Below are 25,617 nucleotides of genomic sequence, written 5' to 3'. Positions count from 1 at the left end.
TCAGGACTTTCCTTCCGAGGACGTGGCTACGGGAGCGGTGAGGTCCCCCTCTTCGGGGAGCCCTTCGACGTCGACGCCGCGGACCTGCGCCAACTCGTGCTTGAGGGAGGCCAGTTCGGCGCCGCCGGCCATGTGGTTGGTGAGCTCTTCGAGGCTGACGTCGCTGCGCGAGGCGGACAGTTCCATGGTGCCCAGGCGCAGGACGCTGAAGTGGTCGCCGACCATGTAGGCGTGGTGGGGGTTGTGGGTGATGAAGATGACGCCGAGGCCCTTCTCGCGGGCGGCGGCGATGTACTTCAGCACCACGCCGGACTGCTTGACGCCGAGGGCTGCGGTGGGCTCGTCCAGGATGAGGACGCGGGCGCCGAAGTAGACGGCGCGGGCGATCGCGACGCACTGCCGCTGGCCGCCGGAGAGCGTGCCGATGGGCTGCTCCATGTCGTCCAGGACGATGCCCATGTTGCGCAGCTCTTCGTCCGCGGTCTTCTTCATCTGCTCGATGTCGAGACGGCGCAGCGGCCAGGGGCCCTTGGTCATCTCGGAGCCGAGGAAGAAGTTGCGCCACACCGGCATCAGCGGGACGACGGCCAGGTCCTGGTAGACCGTGGCGATGCCCTTGTCGAGGGCCTCGCGCGGGGTGGAGAAGCGCACCGGTTCGCCGTCGACGAGAAACTCGCCCTCGGTGTGCTGGTGCAGCCCGGAGATGATTTTGATGAGGGTGGACTTGCCGGCGCCGTTGTCGCCCAGGACGCAGGTCACGTTGCCCGGGTGCACGTCCAGGCTCACGCCGTGCAGGGCGCGGATGTTGCCGTAGGACTTGCCGGCGCCGCGCAGTTCGACGATGGGGCGCTCGCCGGCGGGCGGGGTGTCTTCGAGGACGGCACCGTGGGTGCCCGTTTCTTTGCTGGTCATCGCGGTCACCTCCGGGTCGCCGTGCGCTGGACCCACAGATTGATGAGGACGGCGCCCAGGAGCATCACGCCGAGGAAGGCCTTGAACCAGTCCGGGTTCCAGCCGGCGTAGACGATGCCCTGCTGCACCATGCCGAACATGAAGGCACCGAAGACCGGGCCGATCGCGGAGCCGTAGCCGCCGGTGAGCAGGCAGCCGCCGATGACGGCCGCGGCGATGTAGATGAGCTCCTGGCCCACGCCCTCGCCGGACTGCACGGTGTTGAAGGAGAACAGCTGGTGCATGCCGACGAACCAGGCGCCGAAGCCGACCAGCATGAAGAGGGAGATCTTGGTGAAGGTCACCGGCACACCCACGGCCCGCGCGGAGTGCTTGTTGCCGCCGACGGCGAAGATCCAGTTGCCGTACTTGGTGCGCAGCAGCACCCAGGTGGCGAGGGCGGCGAACACCAGCCAGTACACCACCGTGATCTTGACGTTCACCCCGCCGACCTCGAACGAGGAGGCGAAGATCTTCTGCGCCTGGGCGAAGCCGTCCATGTCGCTGATGTCGTCGGTGGCCACGTTGCCCGTGACCAGCTTGGTGATCGCAAGGTTCACGCCCTGGAGGATCAGGAACGTCCCCAGGGTGACCAGGAAGCTGGGCAGGCCGGTCTTGACCAGCAGCCAGCCGTTGAACGCGCCGATCGCGAGGGACACGATCAGGGCGACGATCACGCCCATCCAGACGTTCAGGGTCAGCTGGTAGCTGAGCATCGACGCGGTCAGCGCCGAGGTGATCACGGCGACACCGGCGGACAGGTCGAACTCGCCGCCGATCATCAGCAGGGCCACGGGCAGCGCCATGATCCCGATGGTCGACGACTGGTACAGGATGTTCGCCATCGAGCTGCCGTCACGTACCGGCGGCGCGGCGATCAGGAAGAACACGAGCACCGCGACGGCGCCCAGGAAGACCCCGACCTCGGGCCGGGCCAGCAGCCGCAGCGCCAGCGGGCGCCGCTGCGTCCGGCCGTCGGACTGCTTCTGGCCGGGGGCCGGCGGTGTTCCCACCGCCGGCGTGGCCTGCTGGGTCATGCTCATCACCGGGTGCCCTTCGCGGCGAACTCCCCGATCTTGTCGACGTTGGACTTGTCGACGAAGGCCGGGCCGGTCAGCACGGGCTGCTCACCGCCGCCGCTGTAGTTGCCGTTGTTCTTGTAGAGCCACAGGCCGTCGACGGCCAGGTAGCCCTGGAGGTAGGGCTGCTGGTCGACGGCGAACTGGATGTCGCCGCCCTTGATGGACTTGATGAGGTCCTTGTTGAGGTCGAAGGTGGCGATCTTCGCCTTGCTGCCGGCGTCGCCGACCGACTGCACGGCCGTCAGCGCGAAGGGGGCGCCGAGGGTGACGACGTAGTCGATGGACGGGTCCTGCTTCAGCTTGGCGGTGATCGTCGACTTCACGGACGGCATGTCGGTGCCGTTGACGTTCTGCGGGTCGACCTTGCCGTCGAAGGTCTTCGCCACGCCGTCGCAGCGCTGGGTGAGACCGACGTTGCCCTGCTCCTGCATGACGCAGAGGACGTGCTTGGCGCCGACCTCGTTGAGCTTCTTGCCGAAGGCCTCGCCCGCGACGGACTCGTCCTGGCCGAAGAACTCCAGCAGGTTGAGCTTCTTCCAGTCGCTCAGGCCGGAGTTGAGGCCGACCACGGGTATGCCGGACTTCTCGGCCTTGCCTATGACGCCCTTGAGCGCGTCCGGCTTGGCGAGGGTGACGGCGATGCCGTCGACCTTCTGGTCGATCGCGTTCTGGACGAGGTTGGCCTGGTTGCCCGCGTTCGGGTCGGCGGAGTAGATGAGCTTGATGTTGTCCTTGGCGGCCGCGGCCTCGGCGCCCTTGCGGACGGTGTCCCAGAAGGTGTCGCCGGGCGCCTGGTGGGTGACCAGGGCGACGGTCATGCGGGGCGTGGTCGCCTTGCCGGCCGAGGCGTCGGCGGCGCCTTCCTCGGACTTCTTGCCCCCGGAACCGCTGGAGCAGCCGGCGAGGGTCAGGGCCGCTGCCGCGGCCACGGCGACGACGGGCGCGAACCTGCGAGAGCGGGGGTGAGAAGAGCGGTCCATCTTTCCTGGCACCTCACTGTGCTACTGCGGGGGAAAGGAAGGGATCACGAAGGGATCCGTGGTCCCGGAGCCTTACGGAGTCCGGATCATGATGCCGCAAACCGACTGTTGCGATGGCACGGGATACAAGTCGCTGCCACGCCCGCTGTCAATACTTTGTTAAGACATCATTTCACAAGCAGGTCCGAATGTAAGTACAAACTATTGACAGCACCGCCCTCCGCGACCTACACCTGGGGGGCGGCAGGTCCCGTGGATCCACGCCCCCACCGTGGCAGGGCGCCCCAGGACCCGCATCCCCAGCTTCCCGAGGAGGTCGCGCATGGCCGAGCCAGCCCAGTATTTCGATGTGATCACGATGGGCCGCATCGGGGTCGACCTCTACCCCCTCCAGACCGGGGTCCCGCTGGAGCAAGTGGAGACGTTCGGGAAATTCCTGGGAGGTTCCGCGGCCAATGTGGCGGTCGCCGCCGCCCGCCTCGGACGCCGTACGGCGGTGATCACACGCACCGGCGACGACCCCTTCGGCACCTATCTGCACGAGGAGCTCAAGGGCTTCGGCGTCGACGACCGCTGGGTCACCCCGGTCGCGGCGTACCCGACTCCGGTCACGTTCTGCGAGATCTTCCCGCCCGACGACTTCCCCCTGTACTTCTACCGCCGCCCCAAGGCCCCGGACCTGGAGATCCACACCGACGAGCTGGACTTCTTCGCCGTCCGCGACGCCCGGGTCTTCTGGATCACCGGCACCGGCCTGAGCGAGGAGCCCAGCCGCTCCGCCACCCTCGCCGCCCTGAAGGCCCGCGACAAGTCGGGCATCACCGTCTTCGACCTCGACTGGCGGCCGGTGCTTTGGAAGGACACAGCCTGGCGCGACCCCGAGGAGGCCCGCCCGTACTACCGCGAGGCCCTGCGCCACGCCACGGTCGCCGTCGGGAACCTCGACGAGTGCGAGATCGCCACCGGCGTGCGCGAGCCGCAGGCCTGCGCGGAGGCGCTGCTGGCGGCGGGCGTGGAGCTGGCCGTCGTCAAGCAGGGCCCCAAGGGCGTCCTCGCCGTGCACCGCGACGGCACCCGGGCCGAGGTGCCGCCGGTGCCCGTCGAGGTGGTCAACGGCCTCGGCGCGGGCGACGCCTTCGGCGGCTCGCTCTGCCACGGTCTGCTCGCCGGCTGGGACCTGGAGAAGACCATGCGCCACGCCAACGCCGCCGGTGCCCTCGTCGCCTCGCGCCTCGCCTGCTCCTCCGCGATGCCCACCGAGTCCGAGGTCGCCGGCCTGCTCGCCGGGGTGCCGTCGCCGAGCACGAGTCACTGATGCCGTCGCCGAGCACGAGCCCACTGAAACGGAGCCTTCCTTGAACATCGGCATCCCCGACCTCACCACGGTCCGGGCCCGCAATCCCGAGGCCGTCGCCGAGGCGGCGGCCCGGCGGACGCGGCGCCCGCTGCTCGGCGACAGCGGTCGCCTGATGATCGTGGCCGCCGACCACCCGGCGCGCGGCGCCCTCGGGGTCGGCGACCGGCGCCTGGCCATGGCCAACCGCGCCGACCTGCTGGAGCGGCTGTGCACCGCGCTGTCCCGGCCCGGCGTCGACGGGGTCCTCGCCACCGCCGACATCCTGGAGGACCTCCTGCTCCTCGGCGTCCTCGACGACAAGGTCGTCATGGGCTCCATGAACCGCGGCGGACTCGCCGGCGCCGCCTTCGAGATGGACGACCGCTTCACCGGGCACCGCGCCGAGGACATCGCCCGGCTCCGCTTCGACGCGGGCAAGCTCCTGGTCCGCATCGACTACGACGACCCGGGCTCGCTGACCACCCTGGAGTCCACCGCCCGGGCCATCGACGCCATGGCGGCTGAGCGCCTGCCGCTGTTCGTCGAGCCGTTCATCTCCCGGCGGGTCGACGGCGCAGTGCGCAACGACCTGTCCGCCGAAGCCGTCACCCGCTCCGTCGCCATAGCCTCCGGGCTCGGCGGCACCTCCGCCTACACCTGGCTGAAGCTGCCCGTCACCGACGACCCGGACGACATGGCCGAGGTGCTGGAGACCTCCACCCTGCCCGTCGTCCTGCTCGGCGGAGAGGTCGGCGACGACCAGGACGCCGCGTACGAACGCTGGCGCAAGGCCCTGCGACTGCCCACCGTCCAGGGCATGGTGGTCGGACGGTCGCTGCTCTACCCGGCCGGGGGCAGCGTGGAAGAAGCGGTCGACACGGCCGTCGGTCTGCTGTGATCCGGAGGATGCCATGACGTACCACCTTCCCGCCGGCAAGGCCCTCGGCGGCCCCTACGCCGTCGACGTCACGCCCGAGAAGGCCGGCTGGGGCCACTCCAGCCTGCGGGTCCTGGAGCTGCCGCCGGGCGGCGCCCACTCCTTCGGCACCGGCGACAGCGAGTGGATCGTCGTCCCGCTGAGCGGCGGCTGCACGGTCGAAGCCGGGGACGACTTCGGCCGGGAGACGTTCGAACTGAACGGCCGCGCCGATGTGTTCAGCGGCGTCAGCGACTTCGCGTACGTGCCGCGCGACGCCCGGGTCACCGTGACGTCCGCGGGCGGCGGCCGGTTCGCGCTGACCGGTGCGCGCTGCACCCGCCGGCTGCCCGCCCGCTACGGACCCGCGTCCGAGGTGCCGGTGGAGCTGCGGGGCACCGGGAACTGCTCCCGGCAGGTCAACAACTTCGGCGCGGCCGGGGTCTTCGAGTGCGACAAGCTCATCGCGGTCGAGGTGATCACGCCGGGCGGCAACTGGTCGTCGTTCCCGCCGCACAAGCACGACGAGCACCGGCCGGGCGAGGAGTCCGTGCTGGAGGAGATCTACTACTTCGAGTTCGCCGGCCACGACGGCGTCCCCGGCCTCGGTTACCAGCGCGTCTCCCCCTCCGGCCCGGGCCGGGACACCGACGTGCTGGCCGAGGTCCGCGACGGTGACGTCGTCCTCATCCCGGACGGCTGGCACGGGCCGTCGATGGCCACGCCCGGCCACCACATGTACTACCTCAACGTCATGGCCGGCCCGGAGGCCGAGCGCGCCTGGCTGATCTGCGACCACCCCGACCACGCCTGGGTCCGCGACACCTGGCCGGACCAGCCGGTCGACCCCCGCCTCCCCCTCTACACCGCCCCGGAGACCTCCGTATGAGCGCCGCCACCCGCCGACTGACGACCGCCCAGGCACTGGTGCGGTTCCTCTCCGCCCAGTACACCGAGCGGGACGGCGTGCGCCGCCGGCTGATCGCCGGGACCTGGGGCATCTTCGGCCATGGCAACGTCGCCGGGGTCGGCCAGGCGCTCCTGGAGGTGGGCGAGGAGGTCATGCCGTTCCACCAGGGCCGCAACGAGCAGTCCATGGTGCACGCCGCGGTCGGCTACGCCCGGCAGCTGAACCGCCTGTCCGCGCAGGCGGTGACGACGTCGATCGGCCCGGGCGCCACCAACCTGGTCACCGGCGCGGCCCTGGCGACGATCAACCGGCTGCCGGTGCTGCTGCTGCCCGGCGACTACTTCGCCTCGCACGCCCCCGACCCGCTGCTCCAGCAGCTGGAGCACCCGGTCGAGGCCGACGTGTCGGTCAACGACACGCTGCGCCCGGTGTCGCGGTACTTCGACCGGATCACCCGCCCCGAGGCGCTGATCCCCTCGGCGCTCCAGGCGATGCGGGTGCTGGCCGACCCGGCGGAGACCGGCGCCGTCACCCTCGCCCTGCCGCAGGACGTGCAGGCGGAGGCGTACGACTGGCCGGAGGAGTTCTTCGCCGAGCGCGTCTGGTACGTACGGCGTCCCGCGCCGGACCCGGTCGAGCTGAGCGCCGCGATCGAGGCGATCCGGTCGGCGGAGCGGCCGCTGATCGTGGCAGGTGGCGGCGTCCACCACAGCGAGGCCGAGCAGGCGCTGAGGACGTTCGTGGAGGCCACCGGCATCCCGGTCGCCTCCACCCAGGCCGGCAAGGGCTCCCTGCGCCACGACCACCCCGCCGACCTCGGCGGCATCGGCCACACCGGCACCGCGGTCAGCGACGAACTCGCCCGCACCGCCGACCTGGTGATCGGTGTCGGCACCCGCTACACCGACTTCACCACGGCCTCCGGCACGCTCTTCCAGAACCCGGGCGTGCGGTTCCTCAACCTCAACATCACCGGCTTCGACGCGCACAAGCTGGCCGCGCGGACGCTGGTGTGCGACGCCCGGTCCGGCCTGGAGAAGCTGGCCGAGGGGCTGGCCGGGCACCGCGTGTCCGAGGCCTACGAGGCCGGGTACCGCGCCGGCAAGGAGCGCTGGGAGGAGGCCGTCGAGGCCGCCTACCGGGCCGACGACGACAGCGCGGTCCCGACCCAGACGCAGGTGCTCGGCGCGCTGGACGCGGCCGTCGGCGACGACGACGTGGTGATCAACGCCGCCGGTTCGCTCCCCGGCGACCTGCACAAGCTGTGGCGCTCGCGCAGCCCGCGCCAGTACCACCTGGAGTACGGCTACTCCTGCATGGGCTACGAGATCCCCGCCGGCATCGGCGTCCAGCAGGCCGCCCCGGGCACTCCGGTGTGGGCGCTGGTCGGCGACGGCACCTACCTCATGATGCCGACGGAGATCGTCACCGCCGTCCAGGAGGGCCTGCCGGTCAACATCGTCCTGATCCAGAACCACGGCTACGCCTCCATCGGTGGTCTGTCGGAGGAGACCGGCGGCGAGCGGTTCGGCACCGCCTACCGCTTCCGGGCCGCCGACGGCACCTTCACCGGCGCCCCGCTGCCCGTCGACCTCGCCGCCAACGCCGCCAGCCTCGGCATGGACGTGCTGCGCGCCAAGACCGTGCGCGAGCTGCGCGAGGCGCTCGCCGCGGCCCGCGCCTCCGACCGCCCGACGTGTGTGTACGTCGAGACCGACCCGGCACCGACCGCTCCCCCGGCCGAGGCCTGGTGGGACGTGCCGGTGGCCGAGACCGCCACCCGCGAGGCGGCCGTCGAGGCCCGGGAGCGCTACGACCGCCAGGTGGCGGACCGCCGCCGCCACCTCTGAACTCCCCCGAACCCAAGCTTTACGAAAGGCCCTTGCGCACCATGAAGACCATCACCCACTGGATCGACGGCAAGCCCGTCGAGGGCACCTCCCGCCGGTTCGGCCCCGTCTACAACCCGGCGACCGGTGCCCAGGAGAAGCAGGTCGCGTTCGCCTCCGTCGACGAGGTCGACGCCGCGGTCGCCTCCGCCAAGGCCGCCTTCGAGAGCTGGGGCGAGTCCTCCCTGGCCAAGCGCACGGCGATCCTGTTCAAGTACCGCGAGCTGCTCGACGCCCACCGCGACGAGATCGCCGAGCTGATCACCGCCGAGCACGGCAAGGTGCACTCCGACGCGCTCGGCGAGGTCGCGCGCGGCATGGAGATCGTGGAGCTGGCGTGCGGGATCTCCGTGCAGCTCAAGGGCGAGCTGTCCACCCAGGTCTCGACCCGGGTCGACGTGGCCTCGATCCGCCAGCCGCTGGGCGTGGTCGCGGGCATCACGCCGTTCAACTTCCCTGCCATGGTGCCGATGTGGATGTTCCCGCTGGCGATCGCCTGCGGCAACACCTTCGTGCTGAAGCCGTCGGAGAAGGACCCGTCGGCCTCCCTCAGGCTGGCCGAGCTGGCCACCGAGGCGGGCCTGCCGGAGGGCGTGCTGAACGTCGTGCAGGGCGACAAGACGGCCGTGGACCGCCTTCTGGAGCACCCGGACATCGAGGCGGTGTCCTTCGTCGGTTCGACGCCCATCGCCAAGTACATCCAGTTGAAGGCCGTCGAGCACGGCAAGCGGGTGCAGGCCCTCGGCGGCGCCAAGAACCACATGCTGGTGCTGCCGGACGCCGATCTGGAACTCGCCGCCGACCAGGCGATCAACGCCGCGTACGGCTCGGCGGGCGAGCGCTGCATGGCCGTGTCGGTGGTCGTGGCCGTCGGTGACATCGGCGACGAGCTGGTCGGCAAGATCGCCGAGCGGGCGAAGAACCTGCGGATCGGCCCCGGAAACGACCCGGCCTCGGAGATGGGCCCGCTGATCACACGCGAGCACCGCGACAAGGTGGCCTCGTACGTGGCGTCGGCCGCCGAGCAGGGCGCGGAGGTCGTGGTCGACGGCACGGGCTTCTCGGTGGAGGGCCACGAGGACGGCTTCTTCCTCGGGGTCTCCCTGCTGGACCGGGTGCCGCTGACGGCGGACGCGTACCGGGACGAGATCTTCGGCCCGGTGCTCGCGGTCGTGCGGACGGAGACGTACGAAGAGGCCATCCAGCTGATCAACTCCTCCCGCTGGGGCAACGGCACCGCGATCTTCACCCGGGACGGCGGCGCGGCCCGCCGCTTCCAGCTGGAGGTCAAGGCGGGCATGGTCGGCGTCAACGTCCCGATCCCGGTCCCCGTCGGCTACCACTCCTTCGGCGGCTGGAAGGACTCCCTCTTCGGCGACCTGCACATCTACGGCAACGACGGCATCGCCTTCTACACGCAGGGCAAGGTCATCACCACCCGCTGGCCGGACCCCTCCGACGGCGGCATCAACCTCGGCTTCCCGAGCAACTCCTGACACCCGTAAGGGGGGTTCATCCATGGCGAGGACCGGCGACCGGGCCCGCACCGCGGCCGCCCCTGCGCTCAGCTCACTGGACTTCGCCCTGGACCGTGGCAGTCCGGTGCCGCTCTACCACCAGCTCGCGCAGCAGCTGGAGGCGGCGATCGAGCGCGGGGTCCTCGCCCCGGGGAACCTCCTGGGCAACGAGGTGGACCTGGCGGTCCGCCTCGGGCTGTCCCGCCCCACCGTCCGCCAGGCCATCCAGTCCCTCGTCGACAAAGGGCTGCTGGTCCGGCGGCGCGGGGTGGGCACCCAGGTGGTGCACAGCCGCGTCCGGCGCCCCCTGGAGCTGAGCAGCCTCTACGACGACCTGGAGGCGGCCGGGCAGGCGCCGACCACCGAGGTCGTGCGCAACGAGGTCGTCCCGGCCGCCTGCGACGTGGCCGCCGCCCTGGGGGTGCCGGAGGGCAGCGAGGTGACCGTCCTGGACCGGCTGCGCCGCACCCACGGCCGGCCGGTGGCGCTGCTCTGCAACTACCTGCCGGTGTCCCTGCCGGCCTTCGACGACGCCCGGCTGGAGTCGACGGGCCTGTACCGCATGATGCGCTCGGCGGGCATCACCCTGCACAGCGCCCGCCAGACGGTCGGTGCCCGGGCGGCGACCGCGGAGGAGGCGTCCCGCCTGGACGAGGAGGCGGGTGCGGCGCTTCTGACGATGCAGCGCACGGCGTACGACGACACGGGGCGCCCGGTCGAGTACGGAACGCACATCTACCGGGCCTCGGTCTACACGTTCGACTTCCAGTTGCTGGTGCGGCCATAGCGGATGGTGCGGATGGGCCGAACAGCTTGACTCCGCGGCACAGCCGGGCGCAAAGTCGTATATATACACCGTAAACGTACGGCGTCCCCGGGAAGAGCCTGGCCCATGAGCGCACCGTCCACCGTCCTGGTCACCGGCGGAGCCGGTTTCATAGGCAGTCACGCATGCGCCGAACTCCTGGACCACGGCTACGAGTTGATCGTCGTCGACGACTACTCCAACAGCACCCCGCAGGTCTTCGCACGGGTGCAGCGGGTCGCCGGACGCTTCGTGGGCGCCGTGTACGAGTTGGACATCCGCGACCGCCAGGCCCTGTCGGCCGTGTTCCACCGGCACGCCGTGGACGCCGTCGTGCACTTCGCCGCCCTGAAGTCGGCCGGCCGGTCGGCGCGCCTGCCCGTGGAGTACTACGACACCAACATCGCCGGCACCACCGCCCTGCTGCGTACCATGCAGGAACACGGGGTGCACCGGCTCATTTTCTCGTCCACGTGCTCGATATACGGTGAGGCCGCGCACGGGCCGCTCGACGAGTCCACGCCGGCCCGCCCGACCAACCCCTTCGCCGCCTCCAAGTGGGTCTGTGAGCAGATCCTGGCCGACGTGTGCGCCCGCCGCCCCGAGTACGCCGTGATGTGCCTGCGCTACTTCAACCCGGTCGGCGCCCACCCCAGCGGACTGCTCGGCGAGGCCCCGCGCGACCCGCCCTGGAAGCTGATGCCGTCCCTGGCCCAGGTGGCCACGGGGCAGCGGGACCGGCTGCGCGTGTACGGCACCGACTATCCGACGCCCGACGGGACCGCGATCCGCGACTACGTGCACGTCATGGACACCGTCGAGGCGCTCCGGGTGGCGCTGGACCGTCTCGGCGACGAACCGGGCATGCGGGTGTACAACCTCGGCCGTGGCGAGGGCAGCTCCGTCCTCGACGTGGTCACCCGGTTTGCGCGCACCACCGGCCGTCACATCCCCACCGAGAACGCCCCGCGGCGCCTCGGCGACGTGGCCGAGTACGTCGCCGACGCGCGCGCCGCCGCGCGCGACCTCTGCTGGCGCCCCACCCGGGACCTGGACGCCATGTGCCGGGACGCCTGGCGGTTTCAGCGGCTCCATCCGAACGGCTACGCGGAATCACCGCACCGCCCCAAGCCGAAGGAGTACTGAACGATCCGACCGGACATGACCGCGGAACAGCCGCGACCGCGATGCGCCGCCCCTGTCGAGTGCGGCCCCCGTGCACGGCCGCAGCCTGCTCGGCGTTCCCGAATCCTCCGACCCGAGGAGGCGTGTGTGTCCATGCCGCCGGCCCAACGGCTGTCGGCCGCCTGCATCGCGCCGGCCGGGGCAGCCATCTGCCTGTACTTGGCGGTCCCGGGGCTCCGGGAGCCTGTGTGGACGGTCATGGTGCCGGCCGGGGCGGCGGCCCTCATCACCGGGGTCCTGGTCCACCGACCGGGCCGCCGATGGCCCTGGCTGATGCTCGCCGCCGGCTTGGCGGTCGTCGCCGCGGGCGGCGCGTACACCCATGCGCAGTCCCCGTCCGTCCGGGCCTTCGGGCTGTTTCCGTCCCTGGCGGACGCCATCAACCTCGCCGCCTACCCGCTCCTGGCCCTCGGGCTGTTCGGCCTCGTCCGGTGCCGCCGGGTGGGCCGCGCCCTGCCCTGCCTGCTCAGCGCGCTGATCATCACCACCGCTCTGGCCCTGCCCGCCTGGATCCACCTGGTGCAACCGCTCGACACCCGTTTCGGCCTGACCTGGCAGCAGAGGGCCATCGCCCTCGCGTATCCGCTGGCCGACCTGGTGCTACTGACGATGCCGGCCCGCCTGCTCATCCCGAGACCTCTGTCCGGCCGTGACCGCGCCGTGCAGTTGCTGGCACTGGGCACGGTGACGCTGCTCTGCGCCGACGTCGCCTCCGGGATCCTGCTGCTCGGCGGCAGCAGCCCCTCCTGGGCCCTCCCCGGCTCCGGCTGGATCGTCCTCAGCGCGGCCTGGGGACTGGCCGCGCTGCATCCCACCATGGCCGGTCCGGCATCGCCGCAGCCACCGTCACGGCCCCTCCCCGGGGTCCGGCTCCGGCTCGTCCTGCTCGCCACGGCCACGCTGATACCGCCCGCAATACTCCTCCTCGGCCAGCACACGGGCCGGATCCGCGACCCGGCCGTGCCGGCCGCCCTCTCCTGCGGCCTCTTCCTGCTCCTGGTCCTGCGTCTGGCGAGCGCGCTCGCGGAACACCGCAGGACCCTGGCCCATGAGCGGGTGCTGCGGACGGCCATCACCGCGCTGGAGGCGGCGGAGAGCCCGGCCCAGGTCGCCCGGTGCTGCGAGGCGGCGGTCAACGAACTGCTCGGCCCGCACCGCCCGCACGGATCCCTCCTCCTGCCGGCCGGTGAGGTCCCCGGCCCCCCGCCCGGCACCGGACGCACCTCCCTGCTACTGCCCGTCGACCGGCTGCCCCCCGGCATCGCCGCGCGACTGGCCGGCCCGCCCGCCGTCCTCGTCTGCTCCCCGGCAGGGCCGCCGGGCCCCGCGTCCGCCCGCGCGGGGGTCCTGCTGGCCGCCGGACCGGAACGGCGGCTCGTCGGGGCGCGGGCAGCGCTGGAAACCCTCGCGGCACACGCCGGGCCGGCGGCACAGCGCGCCGCACTCCGGCCCGCCCACCCGCTCCCGGGGGGCGAGGCGTACTTCCGCACCCTCCTGAGCAGCACCTCGGACGTCGTCCTGGTCGTCGGCGCCGACTCGACCGTGCGCTACGCCAGTCCCTCCGCACGGACCCTGTTCGGCCGCGGTGAGGTGACGGGGACAGCGCTGCGGAGTCTGGTCGAACCGCAGGACCGGGAGCGGGTCGACCGGGCACTGGCCGCGCTGGACAGCGGTCCTGGCCGGGACGTCCACGACCAGTGGGGGGTGCGCGGGCGGGTCGGGCGCACCGAGGTGGAGGCACGCTGCCGCGACCTGCGGGCGGACGGGATCGTCGGCGGGCTCGTCGTCACCCTGCGGGACGTGACCGAGCAGCGCAAGCTGCGCAACGAACTCTCCCACCGGGCCTTCCACGACCCCGTCACCGGCCTGCCCAACCGGGCCCTGCTGCTGGAGCGCATCGGCAGGGCCCTGCTGCGCAACCACCGGGAGTCGCCCCTGGCCTGCGTCCTCTTCGTCGACCTGGACGATTTCAAGACCGTCAACGAGACCCTGGGGCACGCAGCGGGTGACCGGGTCCTGAAGGCGGTGGGCGAGCGGCTGTCGGAGACACTGCGGCGCACCGACACCGCGGCCCGGCTGGACGGCGATGCGTTCGCGGTCCTGATGGAGGAGGCCCGGCAGCCCCAGGACGCCGAACTGCTGGCGCAACAGGTGATCCGGGTACTGGACCGACCCTTCCGGCTGCCCGAGGGCACCGTCGCCCTCTCCGCCGGCGTGGGGGTGGCCACCACCTGGGACAGCACCGATCCCGACGAACTGCTGTCGTGCGCCGGACTGGCCGTGCACGCGGCGAAGTCCGCCGGGAAGCGGCAGTGGCGTCGCTTCGTGCCGGGGCTGCGGGTCCGCGTCACCGAGCGGCACGACCTGCGGGCGCGCCTGGACCGCGCGATCTCCCGGGAGGAGTTCGCACTGCGCTACCAGCCAGTCGTGGACATCACCGGGGGCCAGGTCATCGGCTTCGAGGCGCTGGCCCGCTGGCCGCAGGGCCGGTGCGGGCTGGCCTCACCGGGGCAGTTCATCCCGCTCGCCGAGGAGACCGGCCACATCGCACCCCTGGGCGCATGGGTGCTGCGCAACGCCGCCGCGGACATGGCCCGGTTGCAGCGGACGGCCGGCCGGGCCGTCGCGCCGTACATCAGTGTCAACGTCTCCGGCCTTCAGTGGCAGGACGCGGACTTCCTGGAGGAGGTGAGCAGGGCCGTCGAGACCCCGGGCCTCGCCCCCGGCTCGCTCCAGCTGGAACTCACCGAATCCGTGCTGGTGCGCCGTGACGACCGGCTCGACCGGCTCATACGATCGCTGAAGGAACTGGGCGTACGGATCGCGGTCGACGATTTCGGGACCGGGTTCTCCTCGCTGCGCTACCTGCGCGACTTCCCGGTCGACACCCTCAAGCTGGACAAGACCTACATCGACGACATCCCGCGGGACCCCCGGCAGGCGGCACTCGTCCGGGGCATCGTGTGCCTCGCCAGGACGCTCGGGCTGCAGATCATCGCCGAGGGCATCGAGCAGCGGGGGCAGCGGGACCTGCTGACCTCGATGGGCTGCCGGTTCGGGCAGGGCTTCCTGTTCGCAGGGCCCCTGACGGTGGAACAGAGCGCGGTCGCGCTGCGCGAACACTACGATGGCGGCCCTGGAACGCCGCTTGGGTGAACGCCTCGTCCGCGGGGCGATGAGCTATTCGTGCCCGGCCGCACGCCTCGGCAGGCCCCGGCGCGGCTGCGCCGCGGACAGGGTGAACGCCGTCTCCGCCAGCGCGAGGTGGCTGAACGCCTGTGGGGCGTTGCCCAACTGCCGTCCGGTGTCCGGGTCCCACTGTTCCGCGAGCAGTCCGACGTCGTTGCGGATGGCAAGGACACGCTCGAAGACCTCTTGGGCCTGCTCGGTGTGACCGCCGGCCGCGAGGGCGGCCGCGTACCAGAGGGAACAGGCCACGAAGGCGCCCTCGCCGTCGGGCGTGCCGTCCCGTCCGTCGCCATCGTGCTCATAGCGCCGCAGGAATCCCCCGTGGTCGAGGTGGCTCATCGCCCGGAGGGTGCCGCGCACCCGGGGGTCGGACGCCGGCAGGAAGCCCAGCCTGGGCATCAGGAGGCTGGAGGCGTCCAGGTCCGGCGAACCGTAGGCCTGGACGAACGAGCGCTGCCCGGCGTCCCAGCCCTCCCGCAGGACCTGCCGGCGCACCTCGTCGCGCATGGCGCGCCATTCCGCCGAGGAGCCATTGCGGCCCAGGAGTTCCCCCATGCGTACGGCGCGGTCGGCGGCCACCCACGCCATGACCTTGGAGTGGACGAACTGGCGCCGCGGTCCGCGCACCTGCCACAGCCCCTGGTCGGGTTCCCGCCAGTGCCGGATCAGCCAGCCCATGAGCGCCTCGACCAGGTCCCACACGTGGGCCGGCATGGGGATACCCGCGCGCAGGGACAGACAGAGCGTGTCCATCACCTCGCCGTAGACGTCCAGCTGGAACTGGCCCACGGCGTAGTTCCCGAACCGGACCGGCTGCGAGCCCTCGTAGCCGGGGAGCCAGGGTGCTTCGGTCTCCGGCAGCAGGCGCTGGCCGCCGACGCCGTAGACCGCCTGTAGCTGGGCGGGGTCGCCGGCGATGGCCCGCACCAGCCAGTCCAGCCAGGCCGTGGCCTCGTCCCGGTAGCCGCTGCGCAGGAGGCAGGACAGGGTGAGGGTGGAATCGCGTAGCCAGCAGTAGCGGTGGTCCCAGTTGTGGTCGCCACCGATGCGGCCGGGAAGGGAGGTGGTGGGGGCGGCGACGATGCCGCCGGTGGGGGCGTAGGTGAGGGCCTTGAGGGTGATCAGCGAGCGCACCACGGCTTCCCGCCACGGCCCCCGGTAGCGGCACTGGCCCGCCCAGCGGCGCCAGAAGTCGACGGTCTCCTTCAGCGCCGTCTCGGCGGGGACGGACAGCGGCGCCGGCGGATCGGGCCGGTGGGACGGCGACCAGGCCAGTGTGAGCGCCACTCGCCGCCCGGCGGGCACGGTGAACTCCCACACCGTGGCGTCCGTGTCGCCGAGCGTGGTCACCGGCCCGTCGGCGCCGAGCCAGACGGCGTCGGGGCCGGCGACCGCGACGGTGCACTGCCCGGCGTCGCGGACCCAGGGCACCACCCTGCCCTGGTGGAAGCGCAGCCGCAGTTCGCTGCGCATCGGGACGGCCCCGGACAGCCCCTCGATCACGCGGACGAGACAGGGCAGCTGCGTACGGGGTGGCATGAAGTCGGTGACGCGGACGGTTCCGTCCGGGGTCTCCCACCGCGACTCCAGCACCAGGGTGTCCTTCCGGTACGCGCGCTCCGCGCACCGGTCGGGGAAAGCGCCGGCGGATGCCGGGTCCGCGGGGGCGACGCGCCAGCAGCCGTTGCCGCTGTCGCCCAGCAGCGCGGCCAGACAGGCCGGCGAGTCGAAGCGGGGCAGGCACAGCCAGTCGACAGAGCCGTTACGGCCGACCATGGTCGCGGTCTGCAGATCGCTGAGGAGGGCAAAGTCCTCGATCGGTACGCTCATGATCACCGTCCTCCGCCGTTCCCGCGACGGACACCACCCGATGTTTACGGCGTATACGTACATCGTCGCCCGGGCAAGCACGCTCGTCAACCCCTACCCGGCCCCTCTTGACGCATCAGAACAAATCATCACAAGATACTTGTATACGTCGTAAACGTACGGCGACGCACCAGCGCCGCCGGATCACGACGGAGGTGAACTCCTGTGCACACACGCGAGGGGATTCCCCCGTGTCTCAGGCGCCCCCCGGTCGAGCTGGAGATCGTCATCCCCGCCGTCAACGAGGAGCGCCGCCTGCCCCGCACCATCGGGACGACGCTGGACTACCTCCGGGGACAGGTCTGGTCGTCCGCCGTCGTCGTGGTCGACAACAACTCCGTGGACTGCACGAACGACGTGCCGGAACGCTTCGACAGCCCTCTCACCCGCGTCCATGTCATCGGTTGCAGTGAACGCGGCAAGGGCGCCGCCGTACGACGGGGCATCCTCACCTCCACGGCCCGTTTCGTCGGGTTCCTCGACGCCGACAACGCGACCCCGGTCGAGACCCTCGGCAAGGTGCTGCCGCTGCTCCAGGACGGCTGCGCCGCGGTGATCGCCTCACGGCACGTCGACGGTTCCCGGTTCGAGGTCGAGGAGTCGGCGCTGCGCCGCTGCGGCGGCTGGATGTTCCGGCGGCTCACCCACCTGACGCTCCCGGACATCGCCGATACCCAGTGCGGGTTCAAGTTCTTCGACGGGCGTCTCGCCCGGGAGGCGGCGGCGACCTGCCGGGTGGACGGCTTCGCCTTCGACGTGGAGCTACTCGCCCGCATCGCGCGGGCCGGCGGCACGGTCGTCGAGGTCCCGGTGGCCTGGACGGACATGCCCGGATCGACGTTCTCGGCCCGACGCGACGGCATTCGCTCCATGGCGGACGTACTACGCATCTCCCTCTCACGGTGACTGTTCATGACTGCACTCGAGCACCTTGCCCGGACCAACGTGCTGTTCCTCAACTGGCGGGACCCTGCCCACCCACAGGCCGGCGGGGCGGAGGCCTACTGCTTCGAGATCGCCCGGCGGCTGGCCGGTTCGGACGCACGGGTGACCCTCTTCGCCGCGCGCTTCCCGGGCTCACGGGCCGCCGAGTCGACCGACGGCGTGCGCGTGCTGCGCGGTGGTGGCACCTACGGCGTCTACCGCGCCGCGGCGCTGCATCTGCTGAGGAACCGTCACACCTACGACGCGGTGGTCGACTTCCAGAACGGCATACCGTTCTTCTCACCGCTGTTCACCCCGCGCTGGACCGCGGACGTGTGCGTCATCCACCACATCCACCAGAAGCAGTTCGATCTCTTCTTCCGGTGGCCCGTGAACACCGCCGGGCGGCTGCTGGAGAAGCAGATCAGCCGCCTGGTGTACCGCGGGCACGCCATCGTCGCCGTGTCCCCCTCCACCCGGGAGGGCGTCCGCGCCGAACTCGGTTTCCGCAACCCCGTCTACCTGGTGCCCAACGGCAGCCCGGAACCGTCGTCCACGCCGGTCGCCCGCGCCGCGACGCCGACCGTCGCCGTCGTCACCCGGATGACGCCGCAGAAGCGGGTGGGCCTGCTGCTGCGGTCCCTCCCCGCGCTCCGCGACCGGTGGCCGGACCTGCGGGTGGAGCTGGCCGGGGACGGCGGTGAACTGCCGAACCTGCGCGCACTCGCCTCCACACTCGGCCTCGACGCGACGGTCACGTTCCACGGCCACGTCAGCGAGGAACGCAAACAGGCGCTGCTGGGCGGCGCATGGCTCACCGTGGTGCCGTCCGTCGCGGAAGGCTGGGGCCTGACCGTGATCGAGGCCAACTCCATGGGCACGCCCGCCCTCGCCTTCGACGTCCCCGGCCTGCGCGACGCCGTGCGGGAGGGCTACAACGGCTGGCTGGTCCCCGACGGCGTGCCGCTGGCCGACGCCCTCGACTCGGCCCTCACCGAACTGTCCGACCCCGGCGCCCGCGACCGGGCCGCACGTCGCTGCCGCGCCTGGAGCAGCCGGTTCTCCTGGGACGACAGCGCCGAGCGGCTCGCCCAAGTGATCCTCGAAGAAGCCCGGCGTGTCCGCCTGCACCGCAGGTCGCGCCGCCGGGCCAGCGACCTGACGGTCCTCACCTGGTTCCGGTCCCCCGACGGCGATCACATCGAACGCACACTCAGGACCCTCCTGCGGGAGACCGACCGGTGGACCCGCCACGGCGACACCTTCAAGGTGCTGCTGCACGGCTGCGACGAGCTGCGCGCGTTCCAGGCGCTGCGGCGGCTCGGCGTGCCCGACGCGGCCTTCCGGCTCGCGCACCGGCGCGAAGAGCTCGTGCCCCCTGCGGCGGACGGGTCCGGTGCGGACGACGCGGGCCGGCCCGCCACCGGCCGGCCCGCCACCCGGGAACGGCGGGGCCCGGCATGACCGCCCCGCGTACCGCGACGATGCAGCACCCGGCGAACCGCCCGGACGTGGTGAAGGCCGTCCACGGCGCCCGCTGGTTCACCGCGGCGGCCCTCGCCGTGGGTGCCGTGAACTACGGCTACGCCCTGCTGCTGACCAGACTGCTGGACGTCGGCTCCTATGCGCGGTTCGTCGCCGGGCAGTGGCTGCTGCTGAGCGCGGCCACCGTGGCGACGGTGACCGTGCCGTGGGTGCTGGCACAGGCCCTGGCCCGCGCCCGGTCGGACGCCGAGCGCGGCGACGCCGGCCGTTTCGCGGTCATCACGAGCATCGGCGGCGGACTCGTCATGGGCAGTGTCGTCGCCGCCGTGGCGACCCGGTTCGCCGGACCCGCCACGACGCTGGCGCTGGCGCTGAGCACCTTCCTGATCTACACGACGACAGTGACCGCGGGCTGGCTCCAGGGCCAGGAGCGGATGCGGACCCTGTCGCTGCTGCACGTGGCCGAGGTGCTGGCGAAGATGGCGGTCGGGGTGTTCCTCGTCGTCGCCCTCGGACTGGGCGACACCGGCGCGCTGGCCGCCTTCGGGATCGGCGCCCTGCCGTTCCTGCTGTGGTGGCCGTCCCTGCCGAGCGGCAGCGGCCGGCCCTGGCGCAGCGCGTCGGCCAACCGGGACCTGTGGCGGCGGGCGCTCGGCATCGCCCGGCTCCAGGGGCTGGTGGCGCTCATGGCGGCGGTCGACGTGGTGCTGGTGACGATGCTGCCCACCGAACCGGCGGAGGCGGCGAGTTACCAGGCGAGCGTCACCCTCTCGCGCGTGCCGCTGTTCGTGGCCGGCGCGGTGTCGATGGCCTTCTTCCCCGCCCTGTCCCGACGGCGGGCGGGAAGCCGGCTCAGCGCCAGCGCCGTACGGATGTACGTGCTCGTCTCCCTGCCACTCATGGCGGCTCTGGCCACCGTGCCGGGCCCCGTCCTCGGCATGGTGTTCCCCGCCGACTACAGCATGATGAGCACCCTGATGGCCTTCACCGCACTGACCGGGTTCGCCATCGGAGCGGTCAACCTCGCCGTCACCTTCTCCCAGGCCGTGGACGACTACGCCTGCGCACGCTGGCAGATCGCCGGTCTGGTGGTCTACACGGCCGCGCTGCTGGCGGGCTGGCGCATCGACGGCGTCCGCGGCATCGCCGTGGGCGGGGCGGTGGGCGCCGTCGCCGCGCTCGCCCTGCTCCTGGGCCGGCTCCTGCGCCGCCAGGGGACGGCCTTCCTGCGGCGCACACCGTGGGTGGAGCCGCTGCTGCTCACGGTGCTGCTGGTGCTGCTGCGCCCCTTCCCGCTGGTGTGGCTGATCGTGGCGACGGCCATCGGGGTGCGGGCCGTGGAGCGCTTCCTGCGGCGGCCGGGGGCACCGGATCCCGAGGAGGACCGGACCGAGGTCACCGCCGGGCCCTCGTCGGCGGACGGGTCCGCCGGCCTTCCAGAGACGACCACCGACCGACCGGGTGGAGCCATGACGCCTACGAAGACCGACCCCGCGAACGCCGGCGCCCTGCGCGCGCAGGAGCGACCCGACCGTCTGCTCGTGGACGCCGTCTGGCGCGGCGACCCCCGGCCGGCCGGTGACTCCGCGTTGCGTCACGCGCTGCGGCTCGCCCGTGACAACCAGGTCGAGGGCCGCCTCGCGCGCGCGTACCCGCGGCAACTGGCGGACGTCGTGACCGAGGTGGACACCGCCAACGAGCTGTTCCGGGAGAACCTGACGGAGGCGACGGGCCGGCTGTACGCGGCCGGCATCCCCACGGTGCTCATCAAGGCCGACCTGGCCGGCGACTACGTCTATGGCAACTTCGACCTCGTGGTGCCCGACGGGCGCTGGGAGGACGCCTGCGGCGCCCTGGAGGGCTGGTACGACGACCGTTCTACGTACTGGCTGGAGCGATCGACGAAGGTGCTGCTGGAACCGCCCAGCGGCCCGGCGGCACATCTGCACACCGCAGTCTCGTGGTTCGGCGTGCCGGTGCTGCCCACACGCCGGCTCTTCGAGCGGTCCCGCCCGTCCGGGGGCGCGTGGCTGGTGCCCCGCCCGCCGGACGAGCTGCGGATCTGGCTGGCGCACGGCCTGTTCCAGAACCTCACCTTCGACCTGTCGGAGCTGTTCGCGATACGGAAGCTGCTGGCGCCGGACATCGTGGCCGAGGCCCGGCACGAGGCGGCGCGCGAGGGCTGGGCAGCCGGAGGCGACCGAGCCCTGGCCGTGGCGGTCGGGGCGATGCGCCGACTGGACGAGGGCGCGCCGGTCAGGCTGCCGGTGCCGCTTCCGGTGGGCGCGTCCCTGCGGGTGGGCGCGGGGCACGCGCTGCACCTCCTGCGTCATGGGCGGGCCCGGGTCGCGGCGCGGGAGGCGGCCCTGCGGGTGCCGCTCGTCGTCGCCAAGAGGCGAAGGATGCTCCTGTCATGAAACATCGCCCCCTGCTGGTCTGTGTGTCCGGGCCGGACGGCGCCGGGAAGTCGTCCCTGGTCGGCCGGATGACGGCGGACCTGCGCGAGCACGGGTACGCGGTGGCGGCCCAGTACTGCTACGGCTGTGTCGTGTGCCGGCGCCTGCCCCAGCGCATCCGGTCCCGGTTCCCCGCCTCCCCCGGCAGGCCCAGGTCGATCGCCTCGGGCATCGGTCTGTGGGCCGGCCGGCTGCACGGCTGGGTGGACGCCGCAGAACTCGTCGCGGGTATCGCACAGGCCACGGTCCGGGCGCGTCTGACCTCTCGGGGGCGGCCGACGGCCGTGGTGACCGACCGCGGTCCGCTCGACGCCCTCGTCAAGTTCGATCCCGAGCCCGGTTCGCGGCTGGCGGCCGCTTTCGCCCGGCTGGCGAGGACGTACGAGGTCACCCTGCTGCTGGATGCGGAGCCCGAGGTGCTGGCGGAACGCGACGGCGTGTACGCGCTCGGGCCCTTGGCGAAGTGCCGGGACCGCTACCGGCACTGGGCCGTCCGGCTGCCGTACGTGCGCCCGGTGGACGCCGCGGCGTCACCCGACGCGGTCGCGGCCGAAGCGCTGACCTGTCTCCCGGAGCTGCGGCCGGCACCGGCGACGGCGCCGGAACCTCCCCCCGGCAGCGGACCGCACGTGGTGATCTCCACCTTCGACGACCTGCGCAATCCGCACTACCACGGCGGCGGGGCACTCCTCGTCGACAAGGTCGCCCGCCGCCTCGCCGAGGACCACCGGGTCACGGTCGTCACGGTGGCCGCACGCGGTGGCACCGAGACCCGCGACGGGGTGCGGTACCACCGGCTGCCGCTGGGCTGGGCCGGACCGCGCCTCGGGCAGCTCCTCTACCACGCGGTACTGCCGGTCACGGCCCGCAGGCTGCCGCACGACCTGTGGCTGGAGAGCTTCACACCGCCCTTCTCCACGGGGTTCCTGCCGCTGTTCGCCCGCGGGCCGGTGGTGGGGCTGGCCCAGTCGCTGAGCGGGGTGGCGATGACACACCGCTACCACCTGCCGTTCGCACTGGTCGAGCGGTACGGACTGCGGTTCTACGAGGACGTCGTCGTCCTGAACGAGGCGGACGCCGCGACGGTGAAGCGCCACGCCCCCGAAGCCGTCACGCACGTCATCCACAACGGCGTCGACCCACCGCCCGCCGCCCCGCGGCGGATCGGGGAGGGCGAGTACATCGCCTTCCTGGGGCGGGTGGACGTCTGGGAGAAGGGGCTGGACCTCCTGCTCGCGGCCTGCGCCGCCGGTCCGCCCTCGCTGCCTCTGCTGCTGGCCGGCGCGGGCACCCGCGGCGCGGAGGCGGAGCTCGCCGCGCTGATCGCCGCATCCGGCGCCGACGCCCGCCGGGTGGGCGAGGTGAGCGGACGCCGTAAGCAGCGGTTCCTGGAGGAATGCGCCTTCATGGTGCTGCCGTCCCGCAGCGAGTCATTCGGACTCGTGGCGCTGGAGGCCATGGCGCACGGCAAGCCGGTGCTGCACTTCGATCTGCCCACGCTGCGCTGGATGGACGGCGGCGGGAACGTCACCGTCCCGGCGTTCGACGTGGAGGCCCTGGGGCGTCAGCTGCGGGTCCTCACGGCGGACGAGGAGACCCGCCGGCGGCTTGGGCACCTGGCGTACCAGGCGGCGCGATGGCTGTCGTGGGACCGGACCACAGGTCAGTACCGAACTCTCGTCCAGGAGCTGCTGAACCGGCCGTGTGCAGCGGGACGAGCCACCGCGACGCCGCGGGAGGGAGCAGAAAGGAAGGGGGCCGGGTCATGGCAGCCGATCCGCTGACCGCGGTGATCGACACGGGTACCCCGCTGGTCGTGCTCTCCCCGCACCTCGACGACGCGGTCCTGTCCTGCGGAGCTCTGATGGCGCACGCCGCGGACCGCACCAACGTTCGCGTGGCCACGTTCTTCACGGAGGCGGGCGCACCGCCGTACACGCTCTCCGGACGGCACTATCTGCGGCTGGCCGGTCGAACCGACGCGGAGTCCCTGTACCGGGAACGGCGCGCCGAGGACGGGGAAGTACTGCGGCGGCTCGGTGTGGACTGGGTCCATCTGGGGCTGACCGACGGCCTGTTCCGCCGCAAGCCCACGGTCTCCGGCCGGCCCCGGGAGTGGCTGCGCCGCGCGCTGCCCGAGCCGTCACACATGTACCCGACCTACCGGCTGCACGTGGCCACGGGCCGGATCTCCCCCTTCGACGCCGGCACCCTGGACCAGGCGCGGGCCGTGCTGGAGACCCTTGCGTCGGCTCCCCGGACGATCCTGCTGGCCCCCTCGGGCGTGGGCCGGCACGTGGACCACGTCCTGGTGCGCACGGCCGCCGAGCTCAGCGGTCACCGGGTGGTCTTCTACAGCGACTTCCCCTACAACCAGCAGCACCCTGTCGACCCCCGCTTCGTCGAGCGGAACGGGCTCACCGGGGTGGAGTGGTCACGGGGCCTCGCCGCCAAGGCGGCGCTGGTGCGCGGGTACCGCTCGCAGGCCGACGCGCTCTTCCCCGGCGGCCGCATTCCGGAGGTTCCGGAGATCTACCTGCTCGCCGGGGGTGCGCCATGGCTGTCGTGAGCAAGGCCCTGCCGGTGTCGGTGGCGTGGCTGCGGAGCCGGGCGGTCCCCCTGTGGCTGGTGGCGGTCCTCTCGGCCGCTCTCACCGGAGTGGTCCGTCTGGTCGGCTTCGGTCAGACACCGGACGTGTTCGGCGACGAGGTGTACTACTGGCACATCGGCCACTCGGTGGAGTCGGGAGGCTTCCCCCGGTACAAGGGCGGGCTGTTCTTCCTCCATCCGCCCGGCTACTTCTACCTGGAGGGCGGCTGGGAGAGGCTGTTCGGCGGCTACGCGGACGTCGTCTCCGGCGTGCACCAGATGCGGCTGCTGAACGCCGTCCTGGCCATGATCACCGCTGCGGTGCTCGTCGTCCTGATCACCCGCGTCACCCGGTCCGTCCCCGTCGCCGTGGCGGTGGGCCTGGTCTTCGCGTTCGACCCGTTCATCCTGCGGCTCAACGACCGTGTGCTCATCGAGACGTCGATGATGCTCTGGGTTCTGCTGGGCTATCTCGTGCTGCTGCCGTTGACGGAATCCGACCGGCGGCCGAGAGCGCGCGGCCGGGCCGTCGCCGGCGGGCTCCTGTTCGGGCTGGCCATCCTGACGAAGGACGTGGCCTCGCTCATCACGGTGCTGCCGCTGGTCGCCGCCGCGCTGTTCACCTGGCGGTCGCGGCGGTCCGTGCCGCTGCTCGCCGCAGCGGCGGCCACCGTGCCGTACGCGGTCTACGTCACCGTCGTGGCGGCCGCGGGCCACTTCGACGAGATGTGGGCGGTGAAGACCCACGGCATCAGACGGCTGCTGGGCCAGGTCCAGGAGACCGGCTTCAACGCGGCCGGCGCGCCGCCGCTCTCCCAGCGCGTGGCCGAGGAGATGAGCAACTTCGGCGGCACCTACGTGCTGCTGGCCCTGGGCCCCCTCGCGGTGATCCCACTGCTGCGTCGGGGCAACCGGGCGCAGCGCCTGCTCGGGCTCTGGTACCTGTCGGCGGGCATCGCGCTCGCCTACGCCGTGCTCAAGGGCACGCTGGAGGAGCAGGCGCTGTACATGCTCCTCGTTCCCACGATCGTGGTCGTGGGACTGGCGGCCGCGCGGCTGTGGGAAGGGCGGGCCGGGCGCCGGCCGCTGCGTTCCGGAATCGCACGGACCACCACGGTCCTCGTCCTCGCGGCCGCTCTGGCCGCGTCCGGGGTCACCTACGCACAGACCAGGACGACGCCGGACGACGGCTACCCGCAACTGCGCAGGTACATGCTGGACCACGTGCCCCAGGGCAGCCGGGTCATCTCGACGAGCGGCTCGGTGGACCTGATCCTGGAGGACCGCTACCGCATCGGGCGCTGGCGCACCCCGGAGGACCGCGCGAGAGCGCGGGCGGCGTACATCGTCGCCTCGTGGCGGCTGATCGACCAGGGGTACTCCCCGTTCACCCAGCGGCAGGCCCGGGAGCTCACCCGGCAGGGCGACCTGCTCTTCTCCTTCCACGGCCGGACGTACGGCACGGTGGCGGTGTACCGGCTGCCGTTGCCGCCGGTGTCCCACGCGGCCGGGGCGGGCGGCGGCGGTGGCTAGC

18 protein-coding genes are annotated in these 25,617 nt (G+C 72.1%); 14 read left to right on the top strand and 4 right to left on the bottom strand.

Annotated elements, in window-relative coordinates; genetic code table 11:
• From AB0E85_RS24820 to AB0E85_RS24810, 3 genes are read right to left on the bottom strand one after another with little or no spacing between them, the layout of a single operon-like run.
• The gene (locus tag AB0E85_RS24820; protein ID WP_361931045.1) at window positions 1-912 is read right to left on the bottom strand and encodes an ATP-binding cassette domain-containing protein; all 912 of its coding nucleotides are present in this window, start codon (window positions 910-912) and stop codon (window positions 1-3) included.
• Window positions 913-917: 5 nt separating this feature from the next.
• Window positions 918-1,994 carry an ABC transporter permease gene (locus AB0E85_RS24815; RefSeq protein WP_361931042.1) on the bottom strand — a complete coding sequence of 359 codons (1,077 nt, stop codon included), beginning with the start codon at window positions 1,992-1,994 and terminating at the stop codon, window positions 918-920.
• Window positions 1,994-3,013, bottom strand: a complete 1,020-nt coding sequence (locus tag AB0E85_RS24810; RefSeq protein ID WP_361931039.1) for a sugar ABC transporter substrate-binding protein — start codon at window positions 3,011-3,013, stop codon at window positions 1,994-1,996. The genes AB0E85_RS24815 and AB0E85_RS24810 overlap by 1 nt, the downstream gene beginning before the upstream one ends.
• Window positions 3,014-3,335: 322 nt before the next feature.
• Between AB0E85_RS24810 and iolC the strand changes: the two genes are divergently transcribed.
• From iolC to AB0E85_RS24770, 8 genes are all read left to right on the top strand, one after another.
• Window positions 3,336-4,328 carry a 5-dehydro-2-deoxygluconokinase gene (gene iolC, locus AB0E85_RS24805; protein ID WP_361931036.1) on the top strand — a complete coding sequence of 331 codons (993 nt, stop codon included), beginning with the start codon at window positions 3,336-3,338 and terminating at the stop codon, window positions 4,326-4,328.
• 40 nt (window positions 4,329-4,368) lie between these two features.
• On the top strand, window positions 4,369-5,247 hold the full coding sequence (locus AB0E85_RS24800) for a deoxyribose-phosphate aldolase (RefSeq protein ID WP_361931033.1): 879 nt from the start codon (window positions 4,369-4,371) through the stop codon (window positions 5,245-5,247).
• 13 nt (window positions 5,248-5,260) lie between these two features.
• Window positions 5,261-6,154 carry a 5-deoxy-glucuronate isomerase gene (gene iolB / locus AB0E85_RS24795; RefSeq protein WP_361931031.1) on the top strand — a complete coding sequence of 298 codons (894 nt, stop codon included), beginning with the start codon at window positions 5,261-5,263 and terminating at the stop codon, window positions 6,152-6,154.
• Window positions 6,151-8,025 (top strand): 3D-(3,5/4)-trihydroxycyclohexane-1,2-dione acylhydrolase (decyclizing), encoded by a 1,875-nt coding sequence (iolD, locus tag AB0E85_RS24790; RefSeq protein ID WP_361931028.1) that lies wholly within the window; start codon window positions 6,151-6,153, stop codon window positions 8,023-8,025. Before iolB ends, iolD begins: the two co-directional genes overlap by 4 nt.
• A 41-nt stretch (window positions 8,026-8,066) precedes the next feature.
• Window positions 8,067-9,560 carry a CoA-acylating methylmalonate-semialdehyde dehydrogenase gene (locus AB0E85_RS24785; protein ID WP_361931130.1) on the top strand — a complete coding sequence of 498 codons (1,494 nt, stop codon included), beginning with the start codon at window positions 8,067-8,069 and terminating at the stop codon, window positions 9,558-9,560.
• 22 nt (window positions 9,561-9,582) lie between these two features.
• The gene (locus AB0E85_RS24780) at window positions 9,583-10,368 is read left to right on the top strand and encodes a GntR family transcriptional regulator (RefSeq protein ID WP_361931025.1); all 786 of its coding nucleotides are present in this window, start codon (window positions 9,583-9,585) and stop codon (window positions 10,366-10,368) included.
• A gap of 105 nt (window positions 10,369-10,473) precedes the next feature.
• Window positions 10,474-11,532 (top strand): UDP-glucose 4-epimerase GalE, encoded by a 1,059-nt coding sequence (gene galE / locus AB0E85_RS24775; protein ID WP_361931022.1) that lies wholly within the window; start codon window positions 10,474-10,476, stop codon window positions 11,530-11,532.
• A 132-nt stretch (window positions 11,533-11,664) separates the two neighbouring features.
• Window positions 11,665-14,727, top strand: coding sequence for an EAL domain-containing protein (locus AB0E85_RS24770; RefSeq protein ID WP_361931128.1), 3,063 nt, complete (start codon window positions 11,665-11,667; stop codon window positions 14,725-14,727).
• Between the two features lie 24 nt (window positions 14,728-14,751).
• Here AB0E85_RS24770 and AB0E85_RS24765 read toward each other — a convergent pair whose 3' ends face one another.
• Window positions 14,752-16,590, bottom strand: coding sequence for a glycoside hydrolase family 15 protein (locus AB0E85_RS24765; protein WP_361931019.1), 1,839 nt, complete (start codon window positions 16,588-16,590; stop codon window positions 14,752-14,754).
• A 204-nt stretch (window positions 16,591-16,794) separates the two neighbouring features.
• Here AB0E85_RS24765 and AB0E85_RS24760 point away from each other — a divergent pair, with 204 nt between their 5' ends.
• Genes AB0E85_RS24760 through AB0E85_RS24735 form a run of 6 tightly spaced genes read left to right on the top strand, consistent with a single transcriptional unit; the run spans window position 16,795 to window position 25,616 of the window.
• Window positions 16,795-17,535, top strand: coding sequence for a glycosyltransferase (locus AB0E85_RS24760; protein ID WP_361931016.1), 741 nt, complete (start codon window positions 16,795-16,797; stop codon window positions 17,533-17,535).
• 6 nt (window positions 17,536-17,541) lie between these two features.
• The gene (locus AB0E85_RS24755) at window positions 17,542-19,017 is read left to right on the top strand and encodes a glycosyltransferase family 4 protein (protein ID WP_361931013.1); all 1,476 of its coding nucleotides are present in this window, start codon (window positions 17,542-17,544) and stop codon (window positions 19,015-19,017) included.
• The gene (locus AB0E85_RS24750) at window positions 19,014-21,455 is read left to right on the top strand and encodes a lipopolysaccharide biosynthesis protein (RefSeq protein WP_361931010.1); all 2,442 of its coding nucleotides are present in this window, start codon (window positions 19,014-19,016) and stop codon (window positions 21,453-21,455) included. The genes AB0E85_RS24755 and AB0E85_RS24750 overlap by 4 nt, the downstream gene beginning before the upstream one ends.
• Window positions 21,452-23,278 carry a glycosyltransferase gene (locus tag AB0E85_RS24745; RefSeq protein WP_361931007.1) on the top strand — a complete coding sequence of 609 codons (1,827 nt, stop codon included), beginning with the start codon at window positions 21,452-21,454 and terminating at the stop codon, window positions 23,276-23,278. The genes AB0E85_RS24750 and AB0E85_RS24745 overlap by 4 nt, the downstream gene beginning before the upstream one ends.
• Window positions 23,260-24,063 (top strand): PIG-L family deacetylase, encoded by an 804-nt coding sequence (locus tag AB0E85_RS24740; RefSeq protein ID WP_361931004.1) that lies wholly within the window; start codon window positions 23,260-23,262, stop codon window positions 24,061-24,063. The genes AB0E85_RS24745 and AB0E85_RS24740 overlap by 19 nt, the downstream gene beginning before the upstream one ends.
• On the top strand, window positions 24,051-25,616 hold the full coding sequence (locus tag AB0E85_RS24735; RefSeq protein ID WP_361931001.1) for a phospholipid carrier-dependent glycosyltransferase: 1,566 nt from the start codon (window positions 24,051-24,053) through the stop codon (window positions 25,614-25,616). The genes AB0E85_RS24740 and AB0E85_RS24735 overlap by 13 nt, the downstream gene beginning before the upstream one ends.
• The last annotated feature ends 1 nt before the right edge of the window (window position 25,617 follow it).

Origin of the sequence: Streptomyces sp. NPDC029044, assembly GCF_040637495.1 — a bacterium.
In the GTDB taxonomy this organism is placed as follows: domain Bacteria; phylum Actinomycetota; class Actinomycetes; order Streptomycetales; family Streptomycetaceae; genus Streptomyces.
The sequence above is the reverse complement of the archived record's forward strand: the minus strand, read 5'-3'. Positions and strand labels throughout refer to the sequence as shown.

Bases quoted from the DNA above. Each gene is read 5' to 3' on its own strand.
- AB0E85_RS24770 (WP_361931128.1), top strand. From the start codon at position 11,665: ATGCCGCCGGCCCAACGGCTGTCGGCCGCCTGCATCGCGCCGGCCGGG.
- AB0E85_RS24815 (WP_361931042.1), bottom strand. From the start codon at position 1,994: ATGAGCATGACCCAGCAGGCCACGCCGGCGGTGGGAACACCGCCGGCC.
- AB0E85_RS24780 (WP_361931025.1), top strand. From the start codon at position 9,583: ATGGCGAGGACCGGCGACCGGGCCCGCACCGCGGCCGCCCCTGCGCTC.
- AB0E85_RS24750 (WP_361931010.1), top strand. From the start codon at position 19,014: ATGACCGCCCCGCGTACCGCGACGATGCAGCACCCGGCGAACCGCCCG.
- AB0E85_RS24810 (WP_361931039.1), bottom strand. From the start codon at position 3,013: ATGGACCGCTCTTCTCACCCCCGCTCTCGCAGGTTCGCGCCCGTCGTC.
- iolD (WP_361931028.1), top strand. From the start codon at position 6,151: ATGAGCGCCGCCACCCGCCGACTGACGACCGCCCAGGCACTGGTGCGG.
- AB0E85_RS24765 (WP_361931019.1), bottom strand. From the start codon at position 16,590: ATGAGCGTACCGATCGAGGACTTTGCCCTCCTCAGCGATCTGCAGACC.
- iolB (WP_361931031.1), top strand. From the start codon at position 5,261: ATGACGTACCACCTTCCCGCCGGCAAGGCCCTCGGCGGCCCCTACGCC.
- AB0E85_RS24745 (WP_361931007.1), top strand. From the start codon at position 21,452: ATGAAACATCGCCCCCTGCTGGTCTGTGTGTCCGGGCCGGACGGCGCC.
- AB0E85_RS24735 (WP_361931001.1), top strand. From the start codon at position 24,051: ATGGCTGTCGTGAGCAAGGCCCTGCCGGTGTCGGTGGCGTGGCTGCGG.
- AB0E85_RS24740 (WP_361931004.1), top strand. From the start codon at position 23,260: ATGGCAGCCGATCCGCTGACCGCGGTGATCGACACGGGTACCCCGCTG.
- AB0E85_RS24755 (WP_361931013.1), top strand. From the start codon at position 17,542: ATGACTGCACTCGAGCACCTTGCCCGGACCAACGTGCTGTTCCTCAAC.
- AB0E85_RS24820 (WP_361931045.1), bottom strand. From the start codon at position 912: ATGACCAGCAAAGAAACGGGCACCCACGGTGCCGTCCTCGAAGACACC.
- AB0E85_RS24785 (WP_361931130.1), top strand. From the start codon at position 8,067: ATGAAGACCATCACCCACTGGATCGACGGCAAGCCCGTCGAGGGCACC.
- galE (WP_361931022.1), top strand. From the start codon at position 10,474: ATGAGCGCACCGTCCACCGTCCTGGTCACCGGCGGAGCCGGTTTCATA.
- iolC (WP_361931036.1), top strand. From the start codon at position 3,336: ATGGCCGAGCCAGCCCAGTATTTCGATGTGATCACGATGGGCCGCATC.